We start from the raw sequence: 26,439 nt of genomic DNA, 5'->3' as shown, positions 1-26,439 counted from the left end.
AATCGGCGCAGCCCCGCCCCGCATATACGGAACTGCGCAATTTATGAGGTAACATTATGCCGAAACTTCGTTCGTTGAAGACTATGGAAGGCCGCGAAATGGCCGGTGCACGTGCCCTTTGGCACGCAACAGGTACCAAGGTGGAAGACTTTGGCAAGCCGGTGATTTGCGTTGTTAACAGCTACACCCAGTTTGTTCCGGGTCACGTTCATCTGAAGGACGTGGGTCAGATCGTTGCCCGCGCTATCGAAGCCGCCGGTGGTGTTGCCAAGGAAATGAGCACTATCGCCGTGGATGACGGTATCGCCATGGGTCACGACGGCATGCTTTACAGCCTCCCCTCTCGCGACCTCATTGCAGACTCTACCGAATACATGGCCAACGCCCACCGCGCCGACGCCCTGGTCTGCATCTCCAACTGCGACAAGGTGACTCCGGGTATGCTCATGGCCGCCATGCGCCTGAACATTCCTGCCATCTTCGTTTCTGGTGGCCCCATGGAAGCTGGTCACGTTACCACTAAGGACGGCAAGGATCGCGCTCTTGACCTGATCGACGCCATGATCGATTCTGCAGACAACTCCGTTTCTGATGAAGAAGTTGCCGCTATCGAAGCTAACGCCTGCCCCACTTGCGGTTCCTGCTCCGGCATGTTCACTGCAAACTCCATGAACTCCCTGACCGAAGCCCTGGGCCTTTCTCTCCCGGGCAACGGCACCATCGTCGCCACCCACTCCGAACGTAAGAAGCTGTTCGAAGCAGCCGGTAAGCGCATCGTGGAACTCTGCCACAAGTACTATGACGAAGGTGACGAAAGCATCCTGCCCCGTAGCATCGCTACCATGGACGCCTTCGAAAACGCAATGCGTCTGGACATCGCCATGGGCGGTTCCTCCAACACCGTGCTCCACCTCCTGGCTGTGGCACAGGAAGCCGGCGTTGACTTCACCATGAAGGACATCAACCGTCTCTCCCTGAACACTCCTTGCATCTGTAAGGTTGCTCCCACCGTTCACAACATCCATATTGAACAGGTGAACCGCGCAGGCGGTATCATGGGCATCCTCGGCGAACTGGACCGCATGGGCCTCATCCACAAGAATGCAAAGACTGTTCACGCAGCAACCATGGGCGAAGCTCTTGAAATTAACGACATCGTCCGCGGCAACGCAACCGAAGAAATCAAGCAGCGTTACCTGGCAGGCCCCGGCCGCAAGTACAACCTGGTCGCTTTCAGCCAGAGCACCTACTACGAATCTCTGGATCTGGACCGCGAAAAGGGCGCAATCCGCGATGGCGCACACGCCTACACCAAGGACGGCGGTCTCGCAGTTCTGTACGGCAACCTGGCTCAGGACGGCTGCATCGTGAAGACTGCAGGCGTTGACGAATCCATCTGGAAGTTCACCGGTCCCGCAGTGGTGTTCGAATCTCAGGAAGACGCCGTGAACGGCATCCTTGGCGACAAGGTGAAGGCTGGCGACGTCGTTGTGATCCGCTACGAAGGCCCGAAGGGTGGCCCCGGCATGCAGGAAATGCTGTACCCCACCTCTTACCTGAAGAGCCGTCACCTGGGCAAGAGCTGCGCTCTCCTTACCGACGGTCGCTTCTCTGGTGGTACCAGCGGCCTTTCCATCGGTCATGCTTCTCCGGAAGCAGCCAACAAGGGTAACATCGGTCTGGTGGAAACTGGCGACGTTATCGAAATCGATATCCCGAACCGCACCATCAACGTGCAGCTCACCGACGACGAACTTGCCGCACGCCGCCAGGCAATGGAAGCTCGTGGCGAAAAGGCATGGAAGCCGGTTTCTCGCGACCGCGTAGTCTCCAAGGCTCTGCAGGCTTACGCCGCCATGGCAACTTCTGCCGACAAGGGCGCAGTCCGCGACCTGTCTTTGATTGGCGTAAAATAAAGGAACATGGCGCGGGCCGCACCCGCATACAGCCTAACTAAAAATCCCGACGGTTCAAAAACCGCCGGGATTTTTTTGCATTCCCCTTCTGCGAATAAATCGCAGGCAAAGCCTGCGACGAAATGTGCATCACACATTTCAGCGGGGGTTCTAAGGGGGGAGTGCCCCCTTACGTCATCGCTTACTCATCAGGCGTAGCAGTTCATCGGTCACTTCGCCCCACATGTCCAGCACCACCTTGCCAATGGCAGGATCGTACATCTTCCCAAGATTTTTCTCGATCTCTTCGCGGCAGAAATCCAGGGACATGGCATCACGATAGCAACGTTTACTGGTCATGGCGTCGATGGAATCCGCAATGGCAATAATGCGGGAACCCAGCGGAATATCATCACCAGAAATTCCTTCCGGGTAGCCTCTACCATCATAACGTTCATGATGATGCATCACAATATTCACCAGTTCCTGGGTATAGTTGGACTGCATCAAAATCTTGGCACCGATAGCCGGATGCTGTTTAATCGCGGCGAACTCATCATCAGTTAGCTTTCCCGGCTTGCCGAGAATAGCATCGCTAATTCCCACCTTACCAATATCGTGGAGAATGGCCGCATCAGAAATCATCTTCAGGGAACTGTCAGAAAGTCCGAGAGCTTTTGCAAACTTAATGGAAAGTTCCTGCACTCGGTCGGAATGATGGGCAGTGTATGCATCCTTTGCTTCTTCGATGGAAATCAGGCAAGACACCAGTTCTCGCAAATTCTGATTTTCGCCGTAACTATCCGCATGATGAGACGCACTCTTATCGCGATACATATTCAAGTCGGCATCCATTTTCCAGTCGCTTATGGACTTGCGCATGCCGTAATCATTTTTCAAACGGCTTTCACCTACAGCCATCGAAAGCCTGTACAGGGCGGTCTTGTTGTAAGTCTCAACCGCATTGCGAAGGCGCTTCTGCAGCTGGAACATCTTTTCTTTGCCGGCGTCTGCAACAACCACAAATTCATCGCCGCCAATTCTAAAGCAATGACCCGAAGCACCGAAGGCCTCTGTAACGGTCTGGGCAGCTGCCACGATCAAGGCGTCACCAGCCAGATGTCCAAAAGTATCGTTGGTATACTTCAGACCGTTCACGTCGATCATGAGCATCGACCAATCCGAAGGAGCATTCCCCTCGGAATCAATTCGCTTTAACAGGGAATCAAAAGCCAACCTGTTTTCAAGCCCGGTCAGGCTATCCCTAGAAGCAAGGCCCTTCAGCTGCTGGTTGTACACCTGCAGCTTGCTGTTGATTTCTTCCAGTTCGAAGGAAGTCTCGCGAATGAAGGTCGCCATTCGTGCGGCCAGGGGCAACTTGGTGGAACGAGCTTCATGGCGCTTGAATGCCGAAGCCTGCAATCCCTTGCCGGGGCCCTCTCGCATAGCCGCAATCACAAGGGTAATGTTATGCTGATTCAAGTGGAACTTCTCACGCAGGAATTCACCGTGGGAGAAAAATCCCGTGCTATGGGCGATGCACTTAAAGGGAAAAATTTCGTAGGTCGGTTCCTGGGTGGCCCAGAAGGCCTTGCGGGCGGCACAAGAAAAGATATGCAGCACGTCAGGATTAAAGACCTTGATCTTTTCGCTTTCTTGCCTAATGGATTCCAGAATGGTTTGAGGTTCTCCATAGGAAAGTCTAACAATAGAACCCACCTGTACATCGGAACTCATGTTGATGGAACCGTCCGGATTGCTGGAAGCAGGAGCGCGGACAATGGTGGTTCCGTTATGTTCGTACATAATGGGGAAATCCAGCGCATTCATAAAGAAATTGCTGTCGTTGTTGATGTTCAAATACTTGTGGTAAACATCGAAAGCGGGAATGCCGCTCAATTCGTGGAGAACACTTCCGTCGGACTTGGTCACATGGAAATTACGTCCGATAGGTTTCCATCCGCTGATCTTGATGGACTCCACAATAAAATCTTCGCCGCCGAAAAAGAGGATAATCAGACCGTTGGGGTTATAACCGCCGACAGAAGAGAACACGCAGGAATCAGAACTGCTTAAATCCGTAGAACAGACAATGCCGCCAAACATCTGGATATCGGGACGCAGACCATCCATGCCTTCGCAGAAATTTGTAGAGGAGTTGGCCGAAATGGTACGGTACATTTCGATAGCCTTGACCCACGGATTTTCATTGGCCTCGGCCACAATGCTCTGGGTAATTTCGCGGGCCGACATCTTGGACATGTCGTACTGTAAAAGTTTGAACTGGGTCGTGGGCTTTTCAAAAAAAGTAACCGCAATGGTAATTTCGGCAGCAGCATCGCAGTCAACGATGTTACCGCTAGTGGAATTTCCGAACCAAGGCACACCGGGGAATACTTCCTCGATGATCGTCCAGATAGGCTGCAGCTTGTGCGGGCTCAGAACCGTTGTGAAAATCTGGATGTACATCCTAGGCAATTCAGTTCCGTTCCCAGTCATGGGCAAAATCGCCTTCAGGACTTCCAGATTGTTCCGTAATTCCTCGTCACCCTTGTAAGATATGATTCTCTTCTGCATCGAAAATGTAATTCCACTTTAAGATATTTATTTCTTACAATATATGTTAATAATATACACCTAGGCAAACGGAATTTCACAACGCTTACATTTTTTTAAAAATTCTATATTCCAGTTCGTTACAAGATGAAATTAACTTGCGCCTAGATTAAGGCCAAAGAAAAGCGAGATTATTTATGAGTGATCAGAAGGATTCGCTCCAGAAACCGTTCATGAACTCCAAGAAGGTGTTCGTTTCCGGCAAGATTTTCAATGATATCAAGGTCGGCATGCGCGAAATCCAGATTGAAGATCCGGATTTTCCCTCTGTTACCGTCTATGATACCAGCGGACCCTACAGCGATGCCGACGCCAAGATCGACGTAACCAAGGGTATCGAACGTTTCCGTGAAAGCTGGATTAACGAACGTGGCGACGCCGAACAGCTGGACGACATGACTTCTGCCTATGGCCGCGCCCGCCGTGAAAACCACGAGCTGGACCACCTGCGCTTTAGCGCAGAACACCACCCCATGCGCGCCAAGGCTGGCCACAAGCTGACCCAGCTGGACTATGCCCGCGCAGGTGTCATTACCAAGGAAATGGAATACGTGGCTATCCGCGAAAACCAGCGTATTGACGAACTGGTGGCCGCAGGAAAGATAAAAGCTAACGGCAAGCCCATTACCGCCGAATTCGTCCGCGACGAAATTGCCGCCGGCCGCGCCATCCTTCCGGGCAACATCAACCACCCGGAATGCGAACCTATGATCATCGGCACCAACTTCCTGGTGAAGATCAACAGCAACATCGGCAACTCCGCCATTACCAGTTCCATCGAAGAAGAAGTGGAAAAGATGGTGTGGTCCGTGCGCTGGGGGGCAGATACCGTCATGGATCTTTCTACCGGTAAGCACATTCACGAAACCCGCGAATGGATTATCCGCAACAGCCCCGTACCTATCGGAACAGTGCCTATCTACCAGGCCCTGGAAAAGGTCAACGGCAAGGCCGAGGAACTGACCTGGGAACTTTACCGCGACACTTTGATCGAACAGGCTGAACAGGGCGTGGACTACTTCACCATTCACGCAGGCCTTTTGCTGGAACACATCCCCATGTGCGCCAAGCGTACCACCGGTATCGTTAGCCGAGGCGGTTCCATTCTCGCCCTGTGGCAGATGAAGCACAACCAGCAGAACTTCCTGTATACCCACTTCCGCGAAATTTGCGAAATTCTGGCACAGTACGACGTAGCCGTCTCCCTGGGTGACGGTCTCCGTCCGGGTTCTCTGGCCGACGCCAATGACGAAGCCCAGTTCGGCGAACTGGATACTCTGGGCGAACTGACCAAGATCGCCTGGGAATACGGCGTTCAGGTGATTATCGAAGGTCCGGGTCACGTGCCTATGCACAAGATCCAGGACAATATGGCCCGCCAGCTGGAAAAGTGTCACGGCGCCCCCTTCTACACTCTTGGACCTCTCACTACCGACATCGCTCCCGCCTACGACCACATCACTTCTGCCATCGGTGCAGCACAGATTGGTTGGTACGGTACCGCCATGCTCTGCTACGTGACCCCCAAGGAACATCTGGGCCTCCCCAACCGCGACGACGTTCGTGCAGGCGTTGTGACCTACAAGCTGGCCGCCCACGCCGCAGACATCGCCAAGGGCCATTTTGCAGCCCAGTTCCGCGATGATGCCCTGAGCCGTGCCCGCTTTGACTTCCGCTGGAACGACCAGTTCGCATTGTCCCTGGATCCGGAAAAGGCCATGGAATACCACGACGCGACTCTGCCCGGCAACCAGGCAAAGTCCAGCCATTTCTGCTCCATGTGCGGCCCTAACTTCTGCAGCATGCGCATTACCCGCGCCATCCGCAACTTTGTGGCCACCGGCGACATCGGCGATGTCTAACAGAAAATCCAAAGCGACGCCGAAAGGCAAATTCTAACTTTGTGTAAAAAAACGAGTTCCCGTACATTCGGGAACTCGCTTTTTTATATCTTTTCAGCATGATCAAAGATTGCATTCAACTCGCCATTTCCATCGTCAAGATTTGCGTCGTGCAGATTCTGACCTGGACCTATATTCTGCCGTTGTTCTATTTCTTGAAGGGTATGCTTGAAGTGCGCCCCTTCAATTACCTCAAGTCCCTGAACTGGATCGTGCTCCTGGGCATTGCCGCCTTCTGCGTGATCCTCGCCATCGTAAACAATATCCGCGTCGAAGATTCCAAGTCTGTGGAATGGATCGGAAGCCAGGAAATCCTGGAAAAGCCGGCAGACATTCTGTAAGGGGGCCATATGGAAAAGTTTACCAAGAAGACCGCAATTTCTCTGGCACTGCTGATTGTCGCCTCCATTCTTGTCGCTTTCGGCGTTGCAGAAATCTCGTTCCCCGAAACCTTCCTGACCGTTACCGACAAGGATTGGATGATCGATATCTGGCCCAAGTCCTACCGCTATAACATTCATGTGGGTCTGGGAGCCATCATCGTGGCAGCAGGCATCTGCATTCCCGCCTACAAGCTTCACAAGGACTTCGCCATCCGCGCCCTGGAAACCTTGTTCCGCGTGGGCATTGGCGGCATGTTCATTTTCGCAAGTATTTTCAAGATCCAGGATCCTCACCAGTTTGCAACGCTGGTGGCTCAGTACCAGTTCTTCTCCACCCTGCACCTGGATTTCATCAACAACTTCTTCGCCCTGGTATACCCGCAGTTTGAACTGTGGTTCGGTCTGGCCATGATCTTTAGCCCCTTCGTCAAGGAAAGCGCCTTCGCTATTTTCTGGATGTTCGTCAGCTTCATTATCGCGCTGGCTTGGGCCCTGGGCAACGACCTAGGCATTACCTGCGGTTGCTTCGAACTGGAAGACGGTGACGCTCACGACAAGGCCGAAGCCTGGACAAGCCTTATCCGCGACCTGGTGCTGATCTGGCCCACCCTGTGGCTTATCTTCCGCAAGAACAGAAGCCTAATCAAGGTCTGGACAGAAAAGAAGTAAGTGCCGAAAGCACACAATTCTTAAAGGAATTCATAGAGCAGTGGAGCAAAAGTTCCGCTGCTCTTTTTTCGTCTACCACATTTTCGCCGGCGATGACGCGGTCAATTACCTTGGCGTAGGCTTCGGCATCGGTAGGCGGATCAATCAGAGGAACAACCCCTTCCAGGTTTTCTTTTACCGCAGAGGTGGCTGCACACAGGGCAGGAGTTCCGCAGGCAAGAGATTCAATAGGAGGCAGGCCAAAACCTTCTAACAGAGAGGGGTATACCATCAGGTCGGCATGGCGGTAAAAGTCCCGCAGTTCCGTTGCGTTCAGGCGTTCAAAATGGTAGACGTTATAAAGCTTTTTAACGTTAATGATTTCGCGGAGTCGTTCCGAAAGTTTACCCACACGGACAAAGGCCACATCGGGGCGGAGCCTTGCCGTTTCAAAATAAGTGTCGATATTCTTGCGGGGTTCATCAAGGCTAACGTTAACGCACATGCCCTCGAAATTACGCATACCGTGCTTGCGACGGAATGCCTTTTTATCGTCGGCAGTAATTGCCACTTCGGGCTTGTTAAACAGATCCTGGTCAATGGGGCAACCGATTACAGAGCCGGGAGCACAGGACATTTTCTTGCCAAAGTGAGCCGCAGCCTGTTCACGAGTCCATCCCGAATTATAGACAAAAGAATCCGCCTTGACGGTTGCACGGATATAGAACAGGTTCAACAGGATAAACTTGGCACTTGTGGGGTAAAGGGTTTCTGCAAAGGTATCGTGAACGAACATGACTGTACGTCCGTCATTCTTGCAAGCCTTTAACGCCGACTTTGCCACCGGCACCAGAAAACCCAACTCCGGTCGAATAAAGAAAACCACATCCGGCTGCACCGCCTTAATCGCCTTCTTTAAAGGACTGCGGAAACTCATGAATCCAGTATAGAGCGACTTGGCCCACACTTCGTGAGAAGTATAGGAATCCGGCGACACCACTGCAGCGGCACCTTCAGCCGACTTGGCCGCATCCGGGAAGAACTTGGGAGTCTTTAACCACAGCACATGGGTTTCAAACTCCGGCGTTACCGCCTTCACCAAATTCAAGGTTAGACGTCCAAAACTGGTACACTCATTCTTATCGCAAACAAAAAGGATTTTCTTCACAACGTCAATTATAAAAAATTCCTTTTTTTATATTGTGGGCTATGAGCAAGCACCTCTACTTTTATAGCGATGCGTCGGAATGGGGCGGCCAGGAAATTCTTTCGGCCCGTATCGCCAACATTCTGGCAGAAAGTTACCAGGTGCATTTTTTCTTTTCCGCTCAAAAGTTTGATTCCGAGTTATACCCCTCCATTGAACGGATTCCCCTACCCTACCATTCCCAGGGACCATTCCCCATTGTTCGAGATAGGTTTTCGGGTAAGTCGGGCAAGGCCTTCAAACTTTTAAAAGAACATGGAGCAGGTTCCGCCAACTTTAGGCAGCTTATCATCTGCCCGGGCAACATAGAACGTTGTATTCCCGCCGTAGTTGCCGCCTCCAAACTCAATCTGGAATTGATTTCCTATTACCCCATGGCCTTCACCCAAAAGGAATCGCTGGCCAAGTTTGGAACACTCCGCGACAGGCTGGCATTGAAAGTCTATCCGAAGATTTCGAAATGGATCGTCAACACGCCTTACCAGGAACGTCTGCTCCGCAGATTTATTCCCAGTGAGACGCCTGTATTCCAGTTGCCCAACCCGCTGACCTACCAGGAAGACGCAGCCCCCAAAGCACCTTCCGAAGTAAGAAACATCGCAAACATCGGCAGACTATACTTCGGGCAAAAAGGTCAGGAGATCATCCCCCCGCTAGCAAGCCTGCTAAAAGAAAAAGGCGTTCATTTTCACGTCATCGGACAAGGCCCCGACAGGGACATTTTCAACAAGATGGTCCAGGACTGCGGAACATCTAACGTTGTTCATAATTACAGTTGGCTTTCCCCTAACGAGGTCAAGGAAAAACTTCAGAATCAAATGGACCTGCTGCTTGTAACGTCAAAGTTTGAAAGCGGCCCCATGGTGCTTTTCGAAGCCTTGCAATGTGGCATTCCCGTGTTAGCCGCCAACGAAGAATACGCCAAGGACTACAGGCTTCCCTGCTGGATGACCTACGACCCCGGCAACGTTCAGGACGCCGTCCAGAAGATCCTTGATTTGCCCCAGGCGTGGAATCAAAAAACCTTTGAAGAGGTCCGCCAATTCCTTTTTGCAGGCCGTAGAGACCAAGAGTTCCAACAACAGGTGTTGAACATCTTTTCTCAGATTTAAACAGCTCCCGATATTTATATATTAGGGCAATGAACTCTGTACACGTTGTCCTATGCACCTATAATGGCGAGCGCTATCTTGATGAAATGCTCCGTTCCATTGCATGGCAGACCCTTCCGGCAAAATCCGTCACCATTCTTGACGACGCCTCGTCTGACAGGACTTGCGAAATTGTAGAAAGCTATAGAGAAAAGCTCCCCCTCCATTTTTACAGAAATGAAACCAACACGGGGCACAGAGCCGCATTTTCGAAAGCGCTGGAATACGCTCGACAGCTTGTACAGCCGGGAGATTTCATCGCTCTCGCCGACCAGGACGACATCTGGAATCCAACCAAAAACGAAAAGTTGGTCCAGGGCATCGGCAGCAAGGCCCTTGCATTTGGAGACGCCCAGATCATAGACGGTCAAGGCAACAAGACTGCAGATTCCTGGCGCGCCCTCGCCCATATTAGCAAGGACTCCAACATTTGCCGCCAGGTTGCCGGCATCAACAACGTCACGGGAATGATTTCTCTTTTCAGAGTAGAATTGCTGAACGAGATCCTCCCCATTCCAGAAGGAGTCACCGTACACGACCGCTGGATCGCCATGATGGCCCTGAAGAACGGAGGCATTGTCGCCATCGATGAAACCGTCGCCAGCTACCGCATTCACGGAGGCAACGCCGTTGGAGGTGTCGCCACGCCTTGCATGAGCAAGACCCTGGCCACGGCAATTTCCTGGAACGAGACAATTATCGCCAACGCAGACCGACTCAAAATGAATGACGGGGAAATCAATTTCGCGAAAAAGCACCTGCGCTGGACTCAATACAAGACAGCTCACACAACCGCTTTCCGATTCCTCCCCTGGGTTTTTGCCCACAGAGATGACCTTTTCTTAAAGACATCTGCAGTCACCAGATTAAAGCAGATTCTCTTTAGCGCCCTTGGATTACCACTGGCTAAAAAACTTTTTGGGAAATCCTGATGGAAAAGCAGACTGCCATTATTTTGGTTACCTATAACGGATGGGCCTTGACCGAGGTCTGCCTTAAAGATTTGCTGCCCCTGGTTTCTGCCAACGATGCAGAAACTGCAGATCATTTCGTCGTAGCCATCGCCGATAATGGAAGTTCCGACGGAACAGTAGAAAAAATCCGAGCCCACTTTCCATGGGTACACCTCTACCCGCAAAAAGGCAACCTGGGCTTTGGCGCCGCCAACAACGGGGCCATCAAGGGTCTCATCGCAGACGGCATAGAATTCGACGCCATCTGCCTTCTCAACAACGACACGCGATTCAATCCAGAAGCTATCGTGACGTTGCGAAAGAATCTTGACCAGGCTGCAGAAGCAGGCCACGAAGCGATCATCGCGCCTACAACGCTAAACGCAGACGGCAGCCGTCAGAACAATTTTTTTGCTGGGCTGGGCCCCGACGGAATTGGAGCCATTCCGTTTTTCCTAAACGCCTTCCGCAGCGAATCAGGTGCCGCCCGCATTCTAGAGGGCACACCCGCCCCCGCCGACAAAAATGGTCTTCAGGAAGTCCACTGGGCAAGTGCCGTCTGCTGGATGCTGCACCGAGCCCTCTGGGAAACCGTAGGCGGGTTCGACGAAAAAATTTTCATGTACTACGAAGATGCGGATCTGGCCCTGCGATTCCGCAAACTGGGCGCACGCTTCTACATCGCACAGAACGCCCCCATCACCCACCTGGGTGGCGGCTCCGCAAGCAACAGCCTCAGTCGCGCCCTGCAGCATGACCGCTCCCAGCAATACGTGTTCCGCAAGCATTTCGGACTCCGCGGACTTCTGCTTTCCAAGTTATTCCGCATGACCCGTAGCCTTGTCCGCATATTGACCGCCCTTCCCCGCTGTCTGGCAGGAGCCTCCGCCAAACAAAAGAGGGAATACCTCCGCCATCATTTAGCCTTGTTGAAGGAAGCCTTCAAATGAGAATCGTCGCCGCCCTTCTATTGTTAGCCGTTTATGCATCGGCTCATTTTACCGTAGTCGATACGTCAAAAAATTACGAAGTCAATATACACGCCCAGCTGTTGGATTCCCTGGCAATTACCAATTACGAAAAAATTCCAGGTCAAGGCAACACCCCCACCCATTATGACAACGCCATGTCGGTGCGTCTGTTTTTGGATGGTCATTTTACAGATGCCTTCCAGTTCGCTGCCCGAGTAAAAGTCAGCACCGACTTTACCAACCGCGATATCGCCGACCATTTCTACAACCCCAACGAAGGCGTTCCCTACAACAAGCAGAGCGACACCAAGCGTACCTGGGACCTGTTCGCCGCACACGCCAGCTACCAGCTTTCCGCCGTAACATTGCTTGGCGGTTTTGATTACCTGGACATGGGTCCCGCCCGTCGAAACCATGTGATTCTCCGCGGAGAACAGGCAAACTACCGCCCTTGGCAAGATAGCAGTAGCCGCATTAGCGACCCGGCCCCTACGCCCTATTTCGGTTATCAGTTTGAAGTGGGCCCTGTCGTATATTCCCAGTACGGCATGAAGCTTTTCGAGAAAAAAGGGAACGGTAAATATCTACACGTCCATCGTCTTGACCTGAACTTGCCGGCCAACATTACCTTGGGACTTTCCGAAACGGCCCTCTATGGAACCACAACAGAACCCGCAGGCTCCAACCCCAACCTGGACGCCGATAGCAGCGGCCGCGACTTTGAATGGTCCTACATGATTCCCTTTATCCCTTACGTTTTCCAGGAACATCTGCAGGGAGATCAAGACAACATCGGCCTAGCCTTTGATCTAAGCGTCAAGACCATTCCCCATTGGGATTTCTACGGCGAACTGCTTTGGGACGACATGAAGTCCCCCACCTCCATGTTTGATGATTCCTGGTGGGGCAATAAGTGGGCAGCCTCTGTTGGCATCGCCCGCGACAGCCTGCGTCTCGGCAAGACGCTCTGGAACTGGTATGGGGAATACACCCGCATCGAACCTTGGGTTTACACCCACCACAAAGGCGGCGCTTACACCTATGCCAGCTACGCCCAGAGCATGGGCAGCGATTTAGGCCCCAACAGTCAGGAACTCTACACCGAAGTTAGCGGTCTCTACCGCGTAGAATCCGGTCTGCTGAAAGACGCCCTCATCCGCGGAACATTGCTTGCCAGCGCCGTCGCCAAGGATACCGCATTCGGCGGAAACATTACCGACATTCACACTCCCGAAAGCGCCATCGACAAAAAATACCTGAATGATGAAACCTCATTCAGGTATTACGAAGTAGGCGGCAAGCTGGAATTCTATCCCTTTAGGTGGATGAGCATCCGTGCCGGTTACTCACGATTCTTCGGAGATTACGAAGGCTACAGAACCTACGGATTCGGATCCATTCAGTGGTGATGCCCCTTCTTGGGAATAAATCCCACCAAAATCAATAAGGCAAGAACAGCGGCACAGCTGTAATCGAACCATCCCAGGCCATCACCATCCCCGTAGTGGCCATTTGCAGTTATGGTGCTAAGGAAGGTGTCCATCATGAACGTATCCACCAGCCATCCAAAGAAGAAGGCTCCGGCAGCAATGCTGATTAGGTAGGCAATCAAAGTACGCTTGCCAAAAGTCTTACCCACCACAACCATAGATGCAATGCTTGTTGCAGGACCAGCCATCAGCAACACCAAGGCAGCACCAGGAGGAAGTCCCTTTGCCATCAAGGCCAAAGCCAGAGGGATGGAGCCTGTGGAACAGGTGTACATGGGCATGGAGATCAACAGCATGGCAAACATGCAGAGGATGGGATACTCGCGAATTGACATGAACAATTCATTGGGAACGAAGGCAGCAATCAAGGCACCCAAAACCAAACCGACCAAAAGCCAGCGGGTAATTTCAGGCAATAAATCGCCGAAGCCGTACTTGAAAGTTTCCTTCAATTTTCCAACAAAACCGTTCGCCTTTTCAGAAGAGTGTTCATCGAGACAGCAACTGCAACCATGCACTTCTTCATGACCGCAGCAACACTTGCGTTCCTCATGTTCATCATGGTCGTGATCGTGGCAGCAGCAACATTCGTGATTCTCATGTTCGTCGTGTTCCTTATGGTCGTGACCGCAACTGCCGCAGCCACATTCACTTTTGGGAACCGCAATTTTCGAAAGGTCATCTTCAGCCTCGCCCCGCGTTACCAGATTGGTTAGCAGCCCGCCGAACATCGAAGAGACAAATGCAGCCACCGGACGGAGAATGGCAAAAGGCAGTCCCAGCAGAGAATAAGTCGCCAGAATGGAATCCACCCCAGTAGCAGGCGTAGAAATCAAGAAGCTGACGCTGGCACCCTTGCTAGCCCCTTCCTTACGTAGGGCCACCGCCGTAGGGATTACGCCACAACTACAAATAGGAAGCGGAATTCCAAATAGCGCCGAAAGCAGAACCGACTTGAAGTTAGGCTTACTTATCTTAGGCACATATAAGGATCTGGGAACCCACACGTGCAAAATTCCCGCCAATAGGAACCCTAAAAGCAGGAAGGGCGCCATTTCGGCAAAGAGTTCTATTAATGCAGAAAGAAATATTGTTACGTATTCCATGATATTATTCCTCTTTTTAAGATTCAATAGTTGAACAATCTTTCAACCTTTAAGAGAAAGAAAAACAGCCTTTGCCGTTAATCTTCATCCTCCATGACATGGGCCATGCCCTGATTAAAAATCATCTTAACGTGTTCATCGGCCAGGGAGTAATATACAACGCTCCCTTCCTTACGGTACTTCACCAGATTAGACTGTTTTAAAATTCGAAGCTGATGGGAAATGGAAGACTTGGTCATATTCAGCAAGACCGAAATATCGCTGACGCACATTTCCGGGCGACAGTCATTCCCATGGCATTTGCTAATTCCTTTCTTGTGGGAAGCCATATGGACTTCGGCACGCATCAAGGCGCAAAGAATCTTGACGCGGGTAAAATCACTGAAAATCTTGAAGATATCCGCCAGATCCATAAGGTTTTCATCCTCAGGCATCATAGGACGAATAGCATTCACCACTTCTTCGTGAATGCAGCTACAGTCGGTTCCTTCTAATTCGATTTCAGCCATTGTTACCTCAAGGATCTCAGTTCAACCAAACAAATAGTTGAACAATCATTCAACTACTAATATAAAAAGTTAAACGTTTCCCTGCAAGTGGTCCACATTATTTTTCATAAAAAAAGACCACGCCTTGGCGCGGTCCCTTTAAAAATTTGCTGTACAATCCAGCTATCCAAACAAGGCCCTTATTTCTTCGTCGGTCTTAACCGCCAAAGCCTTAGTCTTCCATTCAGAGTCCAGCATCTTACGAGCCATGTCTGCAATGACAGTGGTATGGGCCATTGCAGACTCCGCCGGAGACAACAGCACGCACATGAACTTCGCCTTTTCACCACCGCGGATTTCAACATCCGTCAGACCCTCGGGGCAAACTACGAAAGCCATCAACGGTTCAGCTAGTCCCGGCACACGAGTATGAGGCAAGAGCAAGCCCTCCCCCATATACACGCCCTGCTTCACACGATCCACAAGCCCCTTCCATGTCGCATTAGCATCAAAGGAGCAGGGACCATGTACAAGAGCATCATAAGCGAAACCCAAGGCTCGGCCAAAGGTTTCTTCTGCTGCATAAAATTTTGTATAAACAAGAGCCATGGGCTATGCCAGTGCCTTATCCATAAATTCGAAGACTTCCGGTTCGGTGACCTTGGCGATCTTCTTGAATTCACCGAACAGTACGCGGAGCTGAGCCTTACCCGGTTCGATGTACTGTTCAAACTTCTGGATTCCCTTAACCTTAGAGAGGAAGCAATAAGCACCCATGGCCTGCATCACGCGCTGGAGGCTTGCATGGATAAAGGCTTCCCAGGCATCTTCCTGTGTATAGGTCTTGGTTTCGCGGAACATGGTGCGCCAGTATTCAAAGAAGTCCTTGATTTCGTTCAGAGACAGGCTCACGTAAGGATCCCACAGGAGGCTAGCCAGATCATAGAACATGGAACCGCGACGGGCGCCCTGATAATCTACGAAGGCAACTTCAGAATCGGGCTTCACCATAATGTTCTGGCTCTGGAAGTCGCGATGCAAAAGTACCTTGGGCTGAGCATCCACAGAAATGGCCAGCACAGAGTAGAAGTTCAACACCGACTGAGGAATTTCCTGAATTCCCTTATGAGCCTTCAGGAAGTTTTCGGTAAAGTAGTCGGTTTCCCACTTGAGGGCGGCAAAGTCAAAACGACGGAGCCAAAGGTCGGAGCGGGAACTGAACAGGGAGCGAGAAACTTCCTGCCACTTGACGAGAGCGTCAATCACCACCGGATACAGGATGCGGACGTTGCCGGATTTGTTCTGACCAGACGGAAGAATTTCATCCAGCAGGTTGTGTGCGCCCAGATCTTCCTGCAACACAGAGCAACTTGCTTCGTCCACAAAATACACGCGAGGCACAGGCAGACCGAATTCACGGAAGGCGGCGGAATAATCTACAAAGCGCTTAAAGTCGTCATCTACAGATGCGGAAACCTGAAGTACACAGGACTTATCGCCACTGGCAATGCGGTAGTACTTGCGTCCCGAACCGGCACCGGCAATGGTTGTAATTTCAAAATCCGCGGCATAGCCGTGAGCCAAAAGAAAATCTTTAACTGCAGAAGAGACAATTTCGTTATTCATAGTACGGAATATATATAAAATTAGCGGTCAAGGTACCGCAATCTTTATTACGAGAACTTAATTCTCGGGTCTACCAAAGTATAAAGGATATCGCTGAACAGGCGGCCCACCATGGCCATTAGACTGCTCAGGAAAATAATCCCCATAACCACATTGTAGTCACGGTTTACCATGGAATTGTAATAGAGCAATCCCATGCCATCGATATCAAAAACCTTTTCGATCAAGAGCGCTCCGGCAAACATAAGGGTGCAGATTTCGCTCAGGCGGGTGGCAATGGGAATCAGGGCGTTGCGCAGAGCGTGGCGTACCAAAGCCTGGTTGAAACTCATGCCCTTGGCCAGGGCAGTTCGCATATAGTCTCGGCCCAGCTCCTCCAAGGCGGAGTTTTTCATGAGAAAGGTCAAGAAGGCGAATTCACTGATCATATAACAGAAGATAGGCAGCACCAGATGGTGCGCCAGATCCGCTAACTTTTCGAAGAACGTGAAATCTTCAAATTCGTCTGATGTCAAACCGCCCAGGGGGAAAATATCCAGGTAAGAACCGCCGGCCAAAAAGATAATCAGCAAAATACCAAGGGCATAACCGGGCATCACATAGCCCGAAAAAATCACGCCGCTGCTAAAGGTATCCAGCTTGCTTCCATGATGAACCGCTTTCCACAGTCCCAACGGAATACAAATCAAGTAGCTTAAGAAGAATGACGTAAAACCAAAGAAAAGAGAAATGGGGAAACGGCTAGTGATTACGTCCCACACAGGAAGACCGTAAGTATAACTGTTCCCTAGATCCAAATGAAGTACGTTCCAGAGCCAGGTCAGGTACCGCTGCCAGGCCGGCTTGTCGAAACCGAAATAAGCCTGAATCTGGGCAATCTGATCTGGAGAAAGAGCCTTCGACGCATCTACCCCACCCTTCATGGCAGCAGCCTGCTGGGCACGGGAAATCATTTCTTCTACCGGGCCACCAGGCAACAGCTGAATCAGGATAAAGCACACCAATGAAATCCCGATAAGAGTCGGGATCATCAGCAGCAAACGTCGAAGGATATAAGAACGCATATTAGCGACGAGGTGATAGCGGAAAGGTTAAAGAACTTAGCTAGGCGGCTACGCCGCTCTTCATCAACGAGGCTTAGCCTCGCATTATTCTTCTATAAACTTTATCCTTTAACCTTTAAGCTGATTAACGCATCTTGCCGGAGCGGAGGACGTCCATCATGTTGAAGGGCTTTGCTGTGCCGGCGGCAATCTGTTCAGCAAGGAAGTTCACGGCGTCAACGGTACCTTCGGCGTAGATCTTACGTCCGCACACATTGTGCTGGAATTCGAAGTGGACGGTGCCGTCTTCGCTGTCCAGGCTGTAGGTGTGGAATGCATGACCACCCAGGTATTCTTCGGGCACGCCCATACGTTCCATCTGTTCGCTTTCGACGCGGACCTTTTCGATATCGTCCGGAGTGTAACTGAAGCCCATCTTCTGGAAGGAGCCAACCACAGCACGTGCAGTTCCGCTGGTGTCAGCCTTGGTCTTCTGGTGGCTTTCAACCACAGAAAGCTTGTAGCCGCTGAAGGCTGTGGGGAATTCAGTAGCCAGCCATTCGATCATGGTCTGGAAGGCAACAATCTGCTTGCTCATGTTGGGAGCAATCACGCTAGGATGGTTTGCATCGGCAACCAGCTTCAGGAGAGCGTCGCGGTCACCGCCGGTAGTTCCCATGACAAACGGAATCTTGTGCTTTACATAGAAAGCGGCATTGTCGTTTACGGCAGTGGGATGAGTGTAGTCCACGCAGATGAGGTTGGGGTACTTGGCAAGGACTTCGCCGATGCGTTCTTCGCGGTTGCTGGGCTTCAGAAGCTGGATGGTCTTGCCAGCCACTTCAGATTCATTTTCGACGATGATTTCACCAGTCAGGGAATACGGGACCAGTTCCAAACCGCGTTTGACACAGGTTTCGGCCACAATCTTGCCCATGTTTCCCGGAATACCATTTACCATTACTTGAACGGACATAAAAAACTCCTGTAATTATTTACAGGAGACAAGATAGAAAAAATATTTTTTAGAAATTCTTTCGCTGTTTGAAAACGACCAGATGTTCCTTGGCTCGGGTAGCCCCCACCAAAATCAGATTGGCATTGCTATGAGGCGCGCCAGGGTCATTCTTGGACGGTTCTAGATCCGTCAAAATAACCACCCGCTTATCCAAGCCCTTATAGCGGTAGGCCGACACCATGTTTATGGCAAGACTGTTCAAAGAATCGCTCACATCGCTCCACTGGAATACATCATCGTTCAACGACGCCAGGCCGGAATGATTTTTGCTTCTCAATGAAACAACCAGAATGTCCTTAGGTTCGACACCCTTCTTTTTCAGATCCAGAACCACCTTCCGCAACATTTCAACCTGGTCTTCGGGCTTGTCATATAGGCGAACATCTACCTCACGGCCAGGCACCGTATCTTCGTAACAAGGGATACGGATATCCGTTACGTCATGAACCCAGTTCAAAATTTTCTTGGTGCTGCGGAAGCCTCGCTTAAGAACCATTACAGGCATGGCATTAATGGCAGCATTCCCCAGAACCTCGCGGCCTTTGTACAAAGTCTGTTTGGAATCATAGAAGAATCGCACAATCCCCTTTTCTGGATCCTTCAACAGAAGCAAAGCCGTATCAAGCCAATCGTTGGCAAAGTCCTGTCCTTCATCAATAATCAGGGCATCAAAAAAGCGATTCTTCTTGCCACGTAATTTTTCCAGAGCCTCCTTAAAGAAGACCGACATGGATTCAAAATATTCAGCCTTCTCCTTAGCATCATCCGGTTCCTTGCGGGCAACACCCTTGACCTTGGCCAGGCGCACATATTTAGCCGCCAACTTATGGAATCCAGACATCACCACCTGCGATTCATCTAGGCCAGCCTCCACAAAATTTTGCTGCATGTGTTCCGCCAGCAAATCATTGTAGCAAAGAACCACAACCCGCTTCCCTTCGCGAGCCAGGCGGGTCGCCTCCCACTGCACCAACAACGACTTTCCAGAACCAGCCACACCCTCGATACGCATGCGCGGGTTACGAACAATGGACTCCATCAGCATTTCCTGAATTTCCGTCGGGCGCACACGGGCTTCTGCCTGCATATCCCAAAGTTCCGGCCAGGAAGGTTCATCAAAGCAACCCAGGAACGAAACCAGCCTGTCAAAATTTTCATCCGAAAGTTCATCATTGGGGAAGGGATTTCCTCCCCGAGATTCTTCCTTCATTTCCAGGATTTTCTTGACCTTACGTTCCAAAGTATTGTAGCTTTTCAGGTCCGACTTTAAAATCGCGCGTTTAGGTTGCATGGCATTGCTGCCAATTTTTCCAACGCTATCCATATCCGCAAAACAAACGGCCCACTGCACACGAACCCGGTGATAGCCTGCCCCTTCATCCTTGGGGAACATACCGCTAAAATGATCATGAAGTGGATAAATCAAGGACTGCACTTGTTGAACGGGAGAACGTTCCATCACGCGGTTTCCCTGCTTCCACATAAAACCGTTTTCGGAACCCTGCGACTCTTCCGTAGAAATCTGGCCGTCCTTGCATTCAATCAGGAGCATCCCATACTTCTTGTGGTAAAGGATGCAGTCCACTTCGCGGTCCACATCATTACCCCGGCCTCTCACGGCAAAATTCAGGTGAACATTCATCCACACATTCCATTTTTCATCCAAGCAGGAGGCCATATCGAAAATGGCCATTTCGGAACGTGAGGTAGATTCAGTAGACAAGCGCTTACGAATAGTAGACATAAAAAAAATCCTTCTTTACAAGGAATATAATATCATAAATAAAAAACGCATACTTTTAAATAAATAGAAAAGGAATCATCCAGAACGGATGATTCCTAAAAAGCGAAGGCAACCCTTTTAAATATGCCCCGGAATAACCTCTAACAATCGAGATTTCAGCATCTCGTAACGAAGCCGTTTTTCTTCCTTGGCAAAATGAACCTCACGAGACTGCAATGCATTACCCTCATAGCAAAGCTTTTCACTGCCGAACTGTTCGCTGGTCAAGTCAAAAACACGATCTCCAATTACATTATAGCAGTGGACACCACCTTCCGGCCGGAGAATGCCATACACATCCCCACCCAAAAGATCTTGCACTAAAAATGCGGTAATGGAACATTGTCCGCAAGTCTTGTTTTTGCGGGACCATTTTTGACGAAGGCGGGGCGCGCAAGTTTCAACGCACCAGATTTCGGAAAGTAGATCGTAAAGGTGCAGCACTTTTTCAGGCGCACCTTCCCAACCGTAAAATTTATAGGACTTTCCCGACACAACGAACCTTACAAAGCCAGCTTGTAGATTTCCATAGTGGCGGCGGCGTCCAGATCCATGTAGCCGTGAAGAACTTCACCCTTCAGCTTGTGGAGGCGTTCGTTGAGAAGTTCCAGGTTGGGGTTTTCTATGCCAAGTTGCGCGAAAGTCACAGGCATATGGAGCTTGTCGTGTAGCCAAGTCTTCATGGCAAGGGCCGCAGCCATGGCGTCGGCAGCTTCGTCGCCGGAGTTTGCAATACCCAACACGCGATGTCCCAGCTGGGCAATCTTGTGAGGATTATGCTTGGCACCATACTGCAGGAATGCAGGGAAAATCACCGCAAGGCCTGCGCCATGGGTAACGTCGTACTCCGCGGAAATTTCATGTTCCATGGCATGGCTGTTCCAGTCTTCGACGCGGCCGATGGAGCAGGTATCGTTATGAGCCACCGTGGCGCTCCACATAATGTTGGCGCGGGCTTCGTAATCATCGGGATTCGCGATGACCTTTTCGGCGCATTCCATAATGGCAAGGAGCATACCTTCGGCAAGGCGGTCGCCAATCTGCACGTCGGGAGTGTTGCTTAGGTAACGTTCCAGAATGTGGGCCATCATGTCGCTGACGCCGCAGGCTGTCTGCCATTCCGGCAAGGTCATGGTCAGCTCCGGATTCATCACCGCAAACTTCGGGCGAAGATGCATGGGATAGCGGATACCCACCTTCACCTTCGTCGTTGTATTAGTAATGACGGAATTGCCGGAGCCTTCGGAACCTGCCGCAGGAATAGTCAGCACAACGCCAATAGGCAGCGCACGGGTTCCCGTAGCCTTTTTCTTTCCATCCACCACTTCATAAAGATCCCAGAAGTCACCTTCGTAGTAGTAGCCCACAGCCATAGCCTTGGCCGTATCGATAACAGAACCGCCACCTACCGGCAGCAACATGTCCGGCTTAAATTCGCGGGCAATTTCAAGGCCGACCCGAACCTTGGTATCAATGGGGTTCGGCTGCACGCCGCCCATTTCAGCAAAGGCAATTCCAGCAGCAGCCAAGGAATTCTTGACGCGTTCCAAAAGGCCGGATCGCACCACACTTCCGCCACCGTAAATAATCAACACGCGGGATGCGCCATGCTTAGCGCAAAGCTCCCCCACCTGGGATTCCGTGGCACGACCAAACACAAATTCTGTAGGACTGTAAAAGGTAAAGTTGTTCATAGAAAGGAAATATAAGTTTTCATTTCTAACAATGAAGCTAAAAATCTTCTATTTCCTACCAGCATTAAAATTTTTCACAAGACTTGATAAGATCATCCAAAAACCATAATCAAGCAGGCCCAAAAAAGCTAGCCATTTAATGGGCGAAATTAAAAAGGCTATGGCAATAAGGGTACCACCAACAAGAGGCACTCCAGACGAATAATGTCCGCTTTTCTTACTAGAAATCAAGGCTCCATAGGTCATCACCAAGAAGAACAGACCTAATCCGCCAATTACCATTGTCAAAGCCCACTGATCCATTGCCCAAAAATAATTAATTCAAGGATTACTGATTATAAAATTTTTCTTCATAAGTTCTGTGACCCACCGCAAGGTCATTTTTCGCAATAATGGACTCCAAAGAGGCAAACCAGGCTTATTTGGAGTCCATTTTATTACTTTGTATTCAACAAACGCGATAATGCTTGTTCAAAAATAGGCTCCAAAATGGACAACAATGAAAAAAAGGAGTCCATTCAAAACTTAGACAACACGGTAATCCGCCATTTTACGTTAGTTTGTCTAAAAACATGGACTCCAAATCCGATAAACCAATTAAAATGGAGTCCAAAAATTCGAAAAAACGAAACAAATACAAGAAATGCAACCCCATAGGAGCCGCACTTTAAAAGTTGCTAGATCCTTCGCTAACGCTCAGAGCCTGCCCTGAGCTTGTCGAAGGGATGATATCTGAATCAAATTTCGCTTTAGAACCAGGCATTCAATTTTGTTCTAGAGTCAAGCGAGACAAGGCGCAAGCCCTCGTAGCGTACTAATCGTACGTGAGAGGGCGAGCAACGCAGTATCGCGCAGGCTATAGGACAAAATTAAACCTTCAGTTCGCCGGCGTCGATATTATTCCAGTCTTCCACTGCTTCGATAGCCGGGCGAACTTCTTCGGTAACGAACTTCACAACCTGACCAGGAGCGCGACCGACGAACTTCTTCAGGTCGAGAATTTCCTTCAGCTTTTCTTCGGTGATGCCCAGCTTCTGGAGCTTTTCGTTCTTGAGAACGCGTTCAAGGAGGTCGTTATCCTTACCCTGTTCCTTAACGACGCGGCCAGCTTCCTGAGACATCACGCGGATTTCTTCGTGGAGTTCCTGACGGTCGCCGCCATTCTTCACACCTTCCATGATGATGTTTTCGGTAGCCATGAACGGAAGTTCTGCCATGATGCGCTTTTCGATTACCTTCGGGTAAACCACCAGGCCGTTGGTCACGTTTTCAGCGATGATGAGCATTGCATCCATAGCGAGGAATGCTTCGGGGATGGCAAGACGCTTGTTGGCGGAGTCGTCCAGAGTACGTTCGAACCACTGGGTAGCCTGAGTGATGGCGGTGCTGTTCACCTGGGCCATGACGAAACGGGCCAGAGAGCAGATACGTTCGGAACGCATGGGGTTACGCTTGTAAGCCATGGCAGAGGAACCGATCTGAGTCTTTTCGAACGGTTCTTCCACTTCCTTAACGCCCTGCATGAGGCGCATGTCGGTAGCAAACTTGTGGAGGGACTGAGCGATGGAGCTGAGCACCTGGTTTACGCGGTTGTCCCACTTACGGGTGTAGGTCTGACCGGTGATGGTGAGAACGCGCTTGAAACCAGCCTTGGCGGTAACGCGGCGGTCCAGTTCCATGATCTTTTCTTCGTCGCCGTTGAACAGGTCCATGAAGGAAGCCTGGGTACCGGTGGTGCCCTTAACGCCGCGGAACGGCAGCACTTCGATAAGGAAGTTCACTTCTTCCAGGTCGATGAGCAAGTCCTGGAGCCAGAGGCAAGCGCGCTTACCAACGGTGGTGAGCTGAGCAGCCTGGAAGTGAGTAGCACCCAGCTGAGCCATGTCCTTGTATTCCATGGCAAACTTGGAGAGCTTATCCATGACGCGGCAGAGGCGCTTACGAACGATGATCAAAGCCTGCTGCATCTGGATGAGGTCAGTATTGTCGCCAACGAAAGCGGAAGTTGCACCCAGGTGGATGATGCCCTTAGCCTTGGGGCACTGCACACCGTAAGCGTAAACGTGGCTCATCACGTCGTGACGGCGGCGCTTTTCTTCTTCTTCGGCAACGTCAAAGTTGATATCGGTAGCGTGAGCCTTCAGTTCGTCCACCTGTTCCTGGGTAATGGGCAGGCCAAGTTCCTTTTCGGATTCGGCCAGGTAGATCCACAGCTTGCGCCAAGTCTGGAACTTGTACTGCGGGCTGAAGATGAAACTCATTTCCTTAGAAGCATAACGCTGAATCAGCGGGCTTTCGAATTGATCACGCATGATTTATCCTTTGGGTTATCCCCGATTTATGTTTTCGGGGTAAAATGTAGAAAAAATGATTTTTCAGTTTTAATCTAAAATGTTCATCGATCGCTTTTTTGAGAAAAGATTCCCAACAGGCAACCAAGTAGCAAGCATAAGCAATAATAAATTACACAAGCACCGTCTGTAATCAAAATATTGAAGCCTTCCGTAATGAAATCGAGACTTCCCATGCAATCAAAGAAAAGCTCAATCAAGGCTTTTATGCACCAAGAGACTAGTCCAAACGCCAAAAGAGCGAAATAAATCGCCAATGAAGCAAATAATGCCATAACTGAAGAAAGAAGCAATGTAACTGACAACACAAAGATGTTTGAATTAAACAAACCAACAAATAAATACACACCAGCAAAAGCACCTATAGATTTAGCCATATCAAGACGGCTACAGCCAAAATAAAAATATTCCACAAGCAGCGTTATTACAGGCAACATAAAGCCCACAATCAAAATAATTGCGCTGACGCCCCGAACATGAACTCTTTGTACACCCGCCTCTTCATTCTTTTTTTCATCTACAGTTTGCTTTTCATTTTCTCGCCCAACAATCTCTTTCTTTTCCAATTCCACCAATTTTTCGCAAGCAGGCTGTGCTTCATAGGATTTTTTCAATAAAGCCTGATTTTCCCAAAACGCAGGATTTTCTTTCTGATCATTGGCAAAACATGTTGGGCAAATACTCTTTTCTTCACAAACGATCAAGGCTTTTTCTTGATTAACAGCCCCTTCGTTTTCACATGAATACACATAGACAGGTTCTTCTTTTACATAAACCTGTTCACAGACAAAACATTTTTCCAATTTTCGCCCACATTCACAACAATATGTTTTTGAAGCTTCTGTAACAAGGCGATCCTTTCTCTCTTGCCTATGGCAATGGCAACATTCTTGCCACGGCAACAAGACGTCTAAAAGTTGCTGATGCTGTCGTTCAGATTGTTCCATCATTTCCCGATGGAATTTATCATTTTGTTCAAGAATTTCTCGTATTCTTTTTTCTGCATCTTCACGATTTTTTATGCGACGAATCTCTTCAAGTTTTTTTTCTCGCCTTTCCTTTTCGAGGCATTCGCTACACAACCCATGAACTAAGTTTCCGAAAAAAGGCTTTTCTCCACACTTATGACAATACAGGCTTGGATCATAATTTCCATAATACATAATCATTCGCCTCGCTCAACAATTCACACAATTTTCACTTCTAATTTCTTGCCAACAGCCTTGGCAAACTTTTCAAGCATCGAAATACTTACGTTACTTGACGGCTTCATTAGTTTTGCAAATGATTGCGGAGTTATCCCCATTTTCTTTGCGATAGAATTCGCCTTCGAGCGACCTTTGGCTTGACAAACCTCAAGAGCTACAGTCATCCTCGCTCCAATATCAATTCGATACAAATGCTTCTTCTCATCCGGTTCTACAGTCCTTTTGGGAAGTTTCATACATCCGTCAAGTACATCTTCCAAAACTAATTCAAGAACATCTTGGGCATACTCAATTGCCTGAGGCATAGAAAAAGCACAAGAAATCGCCATAGGAATATCAGGAAACGTGATATTATATGCTTCACGATTTTCTTCTGAATCCTGAACGATTTTTGCAGTATAATACATACTTCATCCCTTTTTATTATCGTGAAACATCAAAAAAAGCGGTCCCAAAAACATTCCAAAGGAAACATTTGTTGAAGTTTCAAGCGCAAGGAAGAAAAGGTAAAGCAAAGAGCCGAACACATTAACAAATCCCATCGTGCAAATAGTATTTATAGTCTCCCAATTTTCAGGAACAATAAAAAGAAGAATCGCGAGACAAACTGATGTTACAAAAGAGAGGCTCGCAGGAGCAATGACTGATTCATCAGTTTTGTCATTCGAATATGCAGCTGCCAAAATAAACGAATAGGCATAAAACGGGACTAAAGAAAAGGTCCACACAAGAATATTATCCGTGTAAACAGGAGTCAACATTCCAACCCAAAACAAGATAAAAGGTATGAAATAACCCAAATACCCGTTTATATTTCCACGTTCGAATTCCTTCCTGGAATTCTCGTTATATTCTTTGATTTCTTCTAGAGTCATGCAAAGCATTCCTTTTTTTCAAAATTCAAAAA

Annotated in this window: 24 protein-coding genes; 8 read left to right on the top strand and 16 right to left on the bottom strand. The window is 49.7% G+C overall.

Annotation, left to right across the window (positions count from 1 at the left end; all coding sequences use genetic code 11):
• Positions 1–56: 56 nt before the first annotated feature.
• A complete protein-coding gene (ilvD, locus tag BUB38_RS11330) occupies positions 57–1,916 on the top strand; it encodes a dihydroxy-acid dehydratase (protein ID WP_073160634.1) in 1,860 nt (619 codons plus the stop codon).
• Positions 1,917–2,090: 174 nt separating this feature from the next.
• Here the strand turns inward: ilvD and BUB38_RS11325 are convergent, their stop codons facing one another.
• The gene (locus tag BUB38_RS11325) at positions 2,091–4,472 is read right to left on the bottom strand and encodes an HD domain-containing phosphohydrolase (protein ID WP_073160632.1); all 2,382 of its coding nucleotides are present in this window, start codon (positions 4,470–4,472) and stop codon (positions 2,091–2,093) included.
• 176 nt (positions 4,473–4,648) lie between these two features.
• Here BUB38_RS11325 and thiC point away from each other — a divergent pair, with 176 nt between their 5' ends.
• From thiC to BUB38_RS11310, 3 genes are all read left to right on the top strand, one after another.
• Positions 4,649–6,373, top strand: coding sequence for a phosphomethylpyrimidine synthase ThiC (gene thiC, locus BUB38_RS11320; protein WP_073160630.1), 1,725 nt, complete (start codon positions 4,649–4,651; stop codon positions 6,371–6,373).
• Positions 6,374–6,471: 98 nt separating this feature from the next.
• Entirely contained in the window at positions 6,472–6,753 is a 282-nt protein-coding gene (locus tag BUB38_RS11315; protein WP_073160628.1) for a hypothetical protein, read from the top strand.
• Between the two features lie 9 nt (positions 6,754–6,762).
• A complete protein-coding gene (locus BUB38_RS11310; protein ID WP_073160626.1) occupies positions 6,763–7,464 on the top strand; it encodes a MauE/DoxX family redox-associated membrane protein in 702 nt (233 codons plus the stop codon).
• Here the strand turns inward: BUB38_RS11310 and BUB38_RS16650 are convergent.
• The gene (locus BUB38_RS16650) at positions 7,439–8,611 is read right to left on the bottom strand and encodes a glycosyltransferase (RefSeq protein WP_073160624.1); all 1,173 of its coding nucleotides are present in this window, start codon (positions 8,609–8,611) and stop codon (positions 7,439–7,441) included. The two genes, BUB38_RS11310 and BUB38_RS16650, sit on opposite strands and share 26 nt — an antisense overlap.
• Positions 8,612–8,652: 41 nt before the next feature.
• Between BUB38_RS16650 and BUB38_RS11300 the strand changes: the two genes are divergently transcribed.
• Genes BUB38_RS11300 through BUB38_RS11285 form a run of 4 tightly spaced genes read left to right on the top strand, consistent with a single transcriptional unit; the run spans position 8,653 to position 13,134 of the window.
• Positions 8,653–9,762 carry a glycosyltransferase gene (locus BUB38_RS11300; protein ID WP_073160622.1) on the top strand — a complete coding sequence of 370 codons (1,110 nt, stop codon included), beginning with the start codon at positions 8,653–8,655 and terminating at the stop codon, positions 9,760–9,762.
• A 29-nt stretch (positions 9,763–9,791) separates the two neighbouring features.
• Positions 9,792–10,733 (top strand): glycosyltransferase, encoded by a 942-nt coding sequence (locus BUB38_RS11295; RefSeq protein ID WP_073160620.1) that lies wholly within the window; start codon positions 9,792–9,794, stop codon positions 10,731–10,733.
• Entirely contained in the window at positions 10,733–11,704 is a 972-nt protein-coding gene (locus BUB38_RS11290) for a glycosyltransferase family 2 protein (protein ID WP_073160618.1), read from the top strand. The genes BUB38_RS11295 and BUB38_RS11290 overlap by 1 nt, the downstream gene beginning before the upstream one ends.
• A complete protein-coding gene (locus BUB38_RS11285; RefSeq protein WP_073160616.1) occupies positions 11,701–13,134 on the top strand; it encodes a hypothetical protein in 1,434 nt (477 codons plus the stop codon). The genes BUB38_RS11290 and BUB38_RS11285 overlap by 4 nt, the downstream gene beginning before the upstream one ends.
• On the opposite strand, the gene BUB38_RS11280 is transcribed toward BUB38_RS11285, so the two are convergent.
• The 14 genes from BUB38_RS11280 to BUB38_RS11215 all read right to left on the bottom strand — a co-directional run bounded on the left by BUB38_RS11280 (position 13,125) and on the right by BUB38_RS11215 (position 26,407).
• The gene (locus BUB38_RS11280; RefSeq protein WP_073160614.1) at positions 13,125–14,321 is read right to left on the bottom strand and encodes an SO_0444 family Cu/Zn efflux transporter; all 1,197 of its coding nucleotides are present in this window, start codon (positions 14,319–14,321) and stop codon (positions 13,125–13,127) included. The genes BUB38_RS11285 and BUB38_RS11280 overlap by 10 nt on opposite strands.
• A gap of 77 nt (positions 14,322–14,398) precedes the next feature.
• Entirely contained in the window at positions 14,399–14,830 is a 432-nt protein-coding gene (locus tag BUB38_RS11275; RefSeq protein WP_073160612.1) for an ArsR/SmtB family transcription factor, read from the bottom strand.
• A gap of 162 nt (positions 14,831–14,992) precedes the next feature.
• A complete protein-coding gene (locus BUB38_RS11270; RefSeq protein ID WP_073160610.1) occupies positions 14,993–15,418 on the bottom strand; it encodes a PTS sugar transporter subunit IIA in 426 nt (141 codons plus the stop codon).
• 3 nt (positions 15,419–15,421) lie between these two features.
• Positions 15,422–16,435: an aminoglycoside phosphotransferase family protein gene (locus BUB38_RS11265; protein WP_073160608.1), complete on the bottom strand. Its 1,014-nt coding sequence runs from the start codon at positions 16,433–16,435 to the stop codon at positions 15,422–15,424.
• A gap of 47 nt (positions 16,436–16,482) precedes the next feature.
• Positions 16,483–17,499 carry an ABC transporter permease subunit gene (locus BUB38_RS11260; RefSeq protein WP_073160606.1) on the bottom strand — a complete coding sequence of 339 codons (1,017 nt, stop codon included), beginning with the start codon at positions 17,497–17,499 and terminating at the stop codon, positions 16,483–16,485.
• Positions 17,500–17,623: 124 nt separating this feature from the next.
• Entirely contained in the window at positions 17,624–18,454 is an 831-nt protein-coding gene (dapB, locus tag BUB38_RS11255; RefSeq protein WP_073160604.1) for a dihydrodipicolinate reductase, read from the bottom strand.
• Positions 18,455–18,503: 49 nt separating this feature from the next.
• A complete protein-coding gene (locus tag BUB38_RS11250) occupies positions 18,504–20,240 on the bottom strand; it encodes a DNA/RNA helicase domain-containing protein (protein ID WP_073160602.1) in 1,737 nt (578 codons plus the stop codon).
• 117 nt (positions 20,241–20,357) lie between these two features.
• Positions 20,358–20,774, bottom strand: coding sequence for a YunG family protein (locus BUB38_RS11245; RefSeq protein WP_073160600.1), 417 nt, complete (start codon positions 20,772–20,774; stop codon positions 20,358–20,360).
• Positions 20,775–20,782: 8 nt separating this feature from the next.
• Positions 20,783–21,973 (bottom strand): iron-containing alcohol dehydrogenase, encoded by a 1,191-nt coding sequence (locus BUB38_RS11240; protein ID WP_073160598.1) that lies wholly within the window; start codon positions 21,971–21,973, stop codon positions 20,783–20,785.
• A 48-nt stretch (positions 21,974–22,021) separates the two neighbouring features.
• A complete protein-coding gene (locus tag BUB38_RS11235; protein WP_073160597.1) occupies positions 22,022–22,276 on the bottom strand; it encodes a hypothetical protein in 255 nt (84 codons plus the stop codon).
• Between the two features lie 566 nt (positions 22,277–22,842).
• On the bottom strand, positions 22,843–24,285 hold the full coding sequence (purB, locus tag BUB38_RS11230; RefSeq protein WP_073160595.1) for an adenylosuccinate lyase: 1,443 nt from the start codon (positions 24,283–24,285) through the stop codon (positions 22,843–22,845).
• An 83-nt stretch (positions 24,286–24,368) separates the two neighbouring features.
• The gene (locus tag BUB38_RS11225) at positions 24,369–25,493 is read right to left on the bottom strand and encodes a hypothetical protein (protein WP_073160593.1); all 1,125 of its coding nucleotides are present in this window, start codon (positions 25,491–25,493) and stop codon (positions 24,369–24,371) included.
• Positions 25,494–25,510: 17 nt separating this feature from the next.
• Positions 25,511–25,939 carry a type II toxin-antitoxin system HicB family antitoxin gene (locus tag BUB38_RS11220; protein WP_073160591.1) on the bottom strand — a complete coding sequence of 143 codons (429 nt, stop codon included), beginning with the start codon at positions 25,937–25,939 and terminating at the stop codon, positions 25,511–25,513.
• A 3-nt stretch (positions 25,940–25,942) separates the two neighbouring features.
• On the bottom strand, positions 25,943–26,407 hold the full coding sequence (locus BUB38_RS11215) for a hypothetical protein (RefSeq protein ID WP_073160589.1): 465 nt from the start codon (positions 26,405–26,407) through the stop codon (positions 25,943–25,945).
• Positions 26,408–26,439: the final 32 nt, after the last annotated feature.

The sequence above is a fragment of the Fibrobacter sp. UWH5 genome, assembly GCF_900142505.1.
In the GTDB taxonomy this organism is placed as follows: domain Bacteria; phylum Fibrobacterota; class Fibrobacteria; order Fibrobacterales; family Fibrobacteraceae; genus Fibrobacter.
The sequence above is the reverse complement of the archived record's forward strand: the minus strand, read 5'-3'. Positions and strand labels throughout refer to the sequence as shown.

Bases quoted from the DNA above. Each gene is read 5' to 3' on its own strand.
- ilvD (WP_073160634.1), top strand. From the start codon at position 57: ATGCCGAAACTTCGTTCGTTGAAGACTATGGAAGGCCGCGAAATGGCC.
- BUB38_RS11325 (WP_073160632.1), bottom strand. From the start codon at position 4,472: ATGCAGAAGAGAATCATATCTTACAAGGGTGACGAGGAATTACGGAAC.
- thiC (WP_073160630.1), top strand. From the start codon at position 4,649: ATGAGTGATCAGAAGGATTCGCTCCAGAAACCGTTCATGAACTCCAAG.
- BUB38_RS11315 (WP_073160628.1), top strand. From the start codon at position 6,472: ATGATCAAAGATTGCATTCAACTCGCCATTTCCATCGTCAAGATTTGC.
- BUB38_RS11310 (WP_073160626.1), top strand. From the start codon at position 6,763: ATGGAAAAGTTTACCAAGAAGACCGCAATTTCTCTGGCACTGCTGATT.
- BUB38_RS11300 (WP_073160622.1), top strand. From the start codon at position 8,653: ATGAGCAAGCACCTCTACTTTTATAGCGATGCGTCGGAATGGGGCGGC.
- BUB38_RS11295 (WP_073160620.1), top strand. From the start codon at position 9,792: ATGAACTCTGTACACGTTGTCCTATGCACCTATAATGGCGAGCGCTAT.
- BUB38_RS11290 (WP_073160618.1), top strand. From the start codon at position 10,733: ATGGAAAAGCAGACTGCCATTATTTTGGTTACCTATAACGGATGGGCC.
- BUB38_RS11285 (WP_073160616.1), top strand. From the start codon at position 11,701: ATGAGAATCGTCGCCGCCCTTCTATTGTTAGCCGTTTATGCATCGGCT.
- BUB38_RS11280 (WP_073160614.1), bottom strand. From the start codon at position 14,321: ATGGAATACGTAACAATATTTCTTTCTGCATTAATAGAACTCTTTGCC.
- BUB38_RS11275 (WP_073160612.1), bottom strand. From the start codon at position 14,830: ATGGCTGAAATCGAATTAGAAGGAACCGACTGTAGCTGCATTCACGAA.
- BUB38_RS11270 (WP_073160610.1), bottom strand. From the start codon at position 15,418: ATGGCTCTTGTTTATACAAAATTTTATGCAGCAGAAGAAACCTTTGGC.
- BUB38_RS11265 (WP_073160608.1), bottom strand. From the start codon at position 16,435: ATGAATAACGAAATTGTCTCTTCTGCAGTTAAAGATTTTCTTTTGGCT.
- BUB38_RS11260 (WP_073160606.1), bottom strand. From the start codon at position 17,499: ATGCGTTCTTATATCCTTCGACGTTTGCTGCTGATGATCCCGACTCTT.
- dapB (WP_073160604.1), bottom strand. From the start codon at position 18,454: ATGTCCGTTCAAGTAATGGTAAATGGTATTCCGGGAAACATGGGCAAG.
- BUB38_RS11250 (WP_073160602.1), bottom strand. From the start codon at position 20,240: ATGTCTACTATTCGTAAGCGCTTGTCTACTGAATCTACCTCACGTTCC.
- BUB38_RS11240 (WP_073160598.1), bottom strand. From the start codon at position 21,973: ATGAACAACTTTACCTTTTACAGTCCTACAGAATTTGTGTTTGGTCGT.
- BUB38_RS11235 (WP_073160597.1), bottom strand. From the start codon at position 22,276: ATGGATCAGTGGGCTTTGACAATGGTAATTGGCGGATTAGGTCTGTTC.
- purB (WP_073160595.1), bottom strand. From the start codon at position 24,285: ATGCGTGATCAATTCGAAAGCCCGCTGATTCAGCGTTATGCTTCTAAG.
- BUB38_RS11225 (WP_073160593.1), bottom strand. From the start codon at position 25,493: ATGATTATGTATTATGGAAATTATGATCCAAGCCTGTATTGTCATAAG.
- BUB38_RS11220 (WP_073160591.1), bottom strand. From the start codon at position 25,939: ATGTATTATACTGCAAAAATCGTTCAGGATTCAGAAGAAAATCGTGAA.
- BUB38_RS11215 (WP_073160589.1), bottom strand. From the start codon at position 26,407: ATGACTCTAGAAGAAATCAAAGAATATAACGAGAATTCCAGGAAGGAA.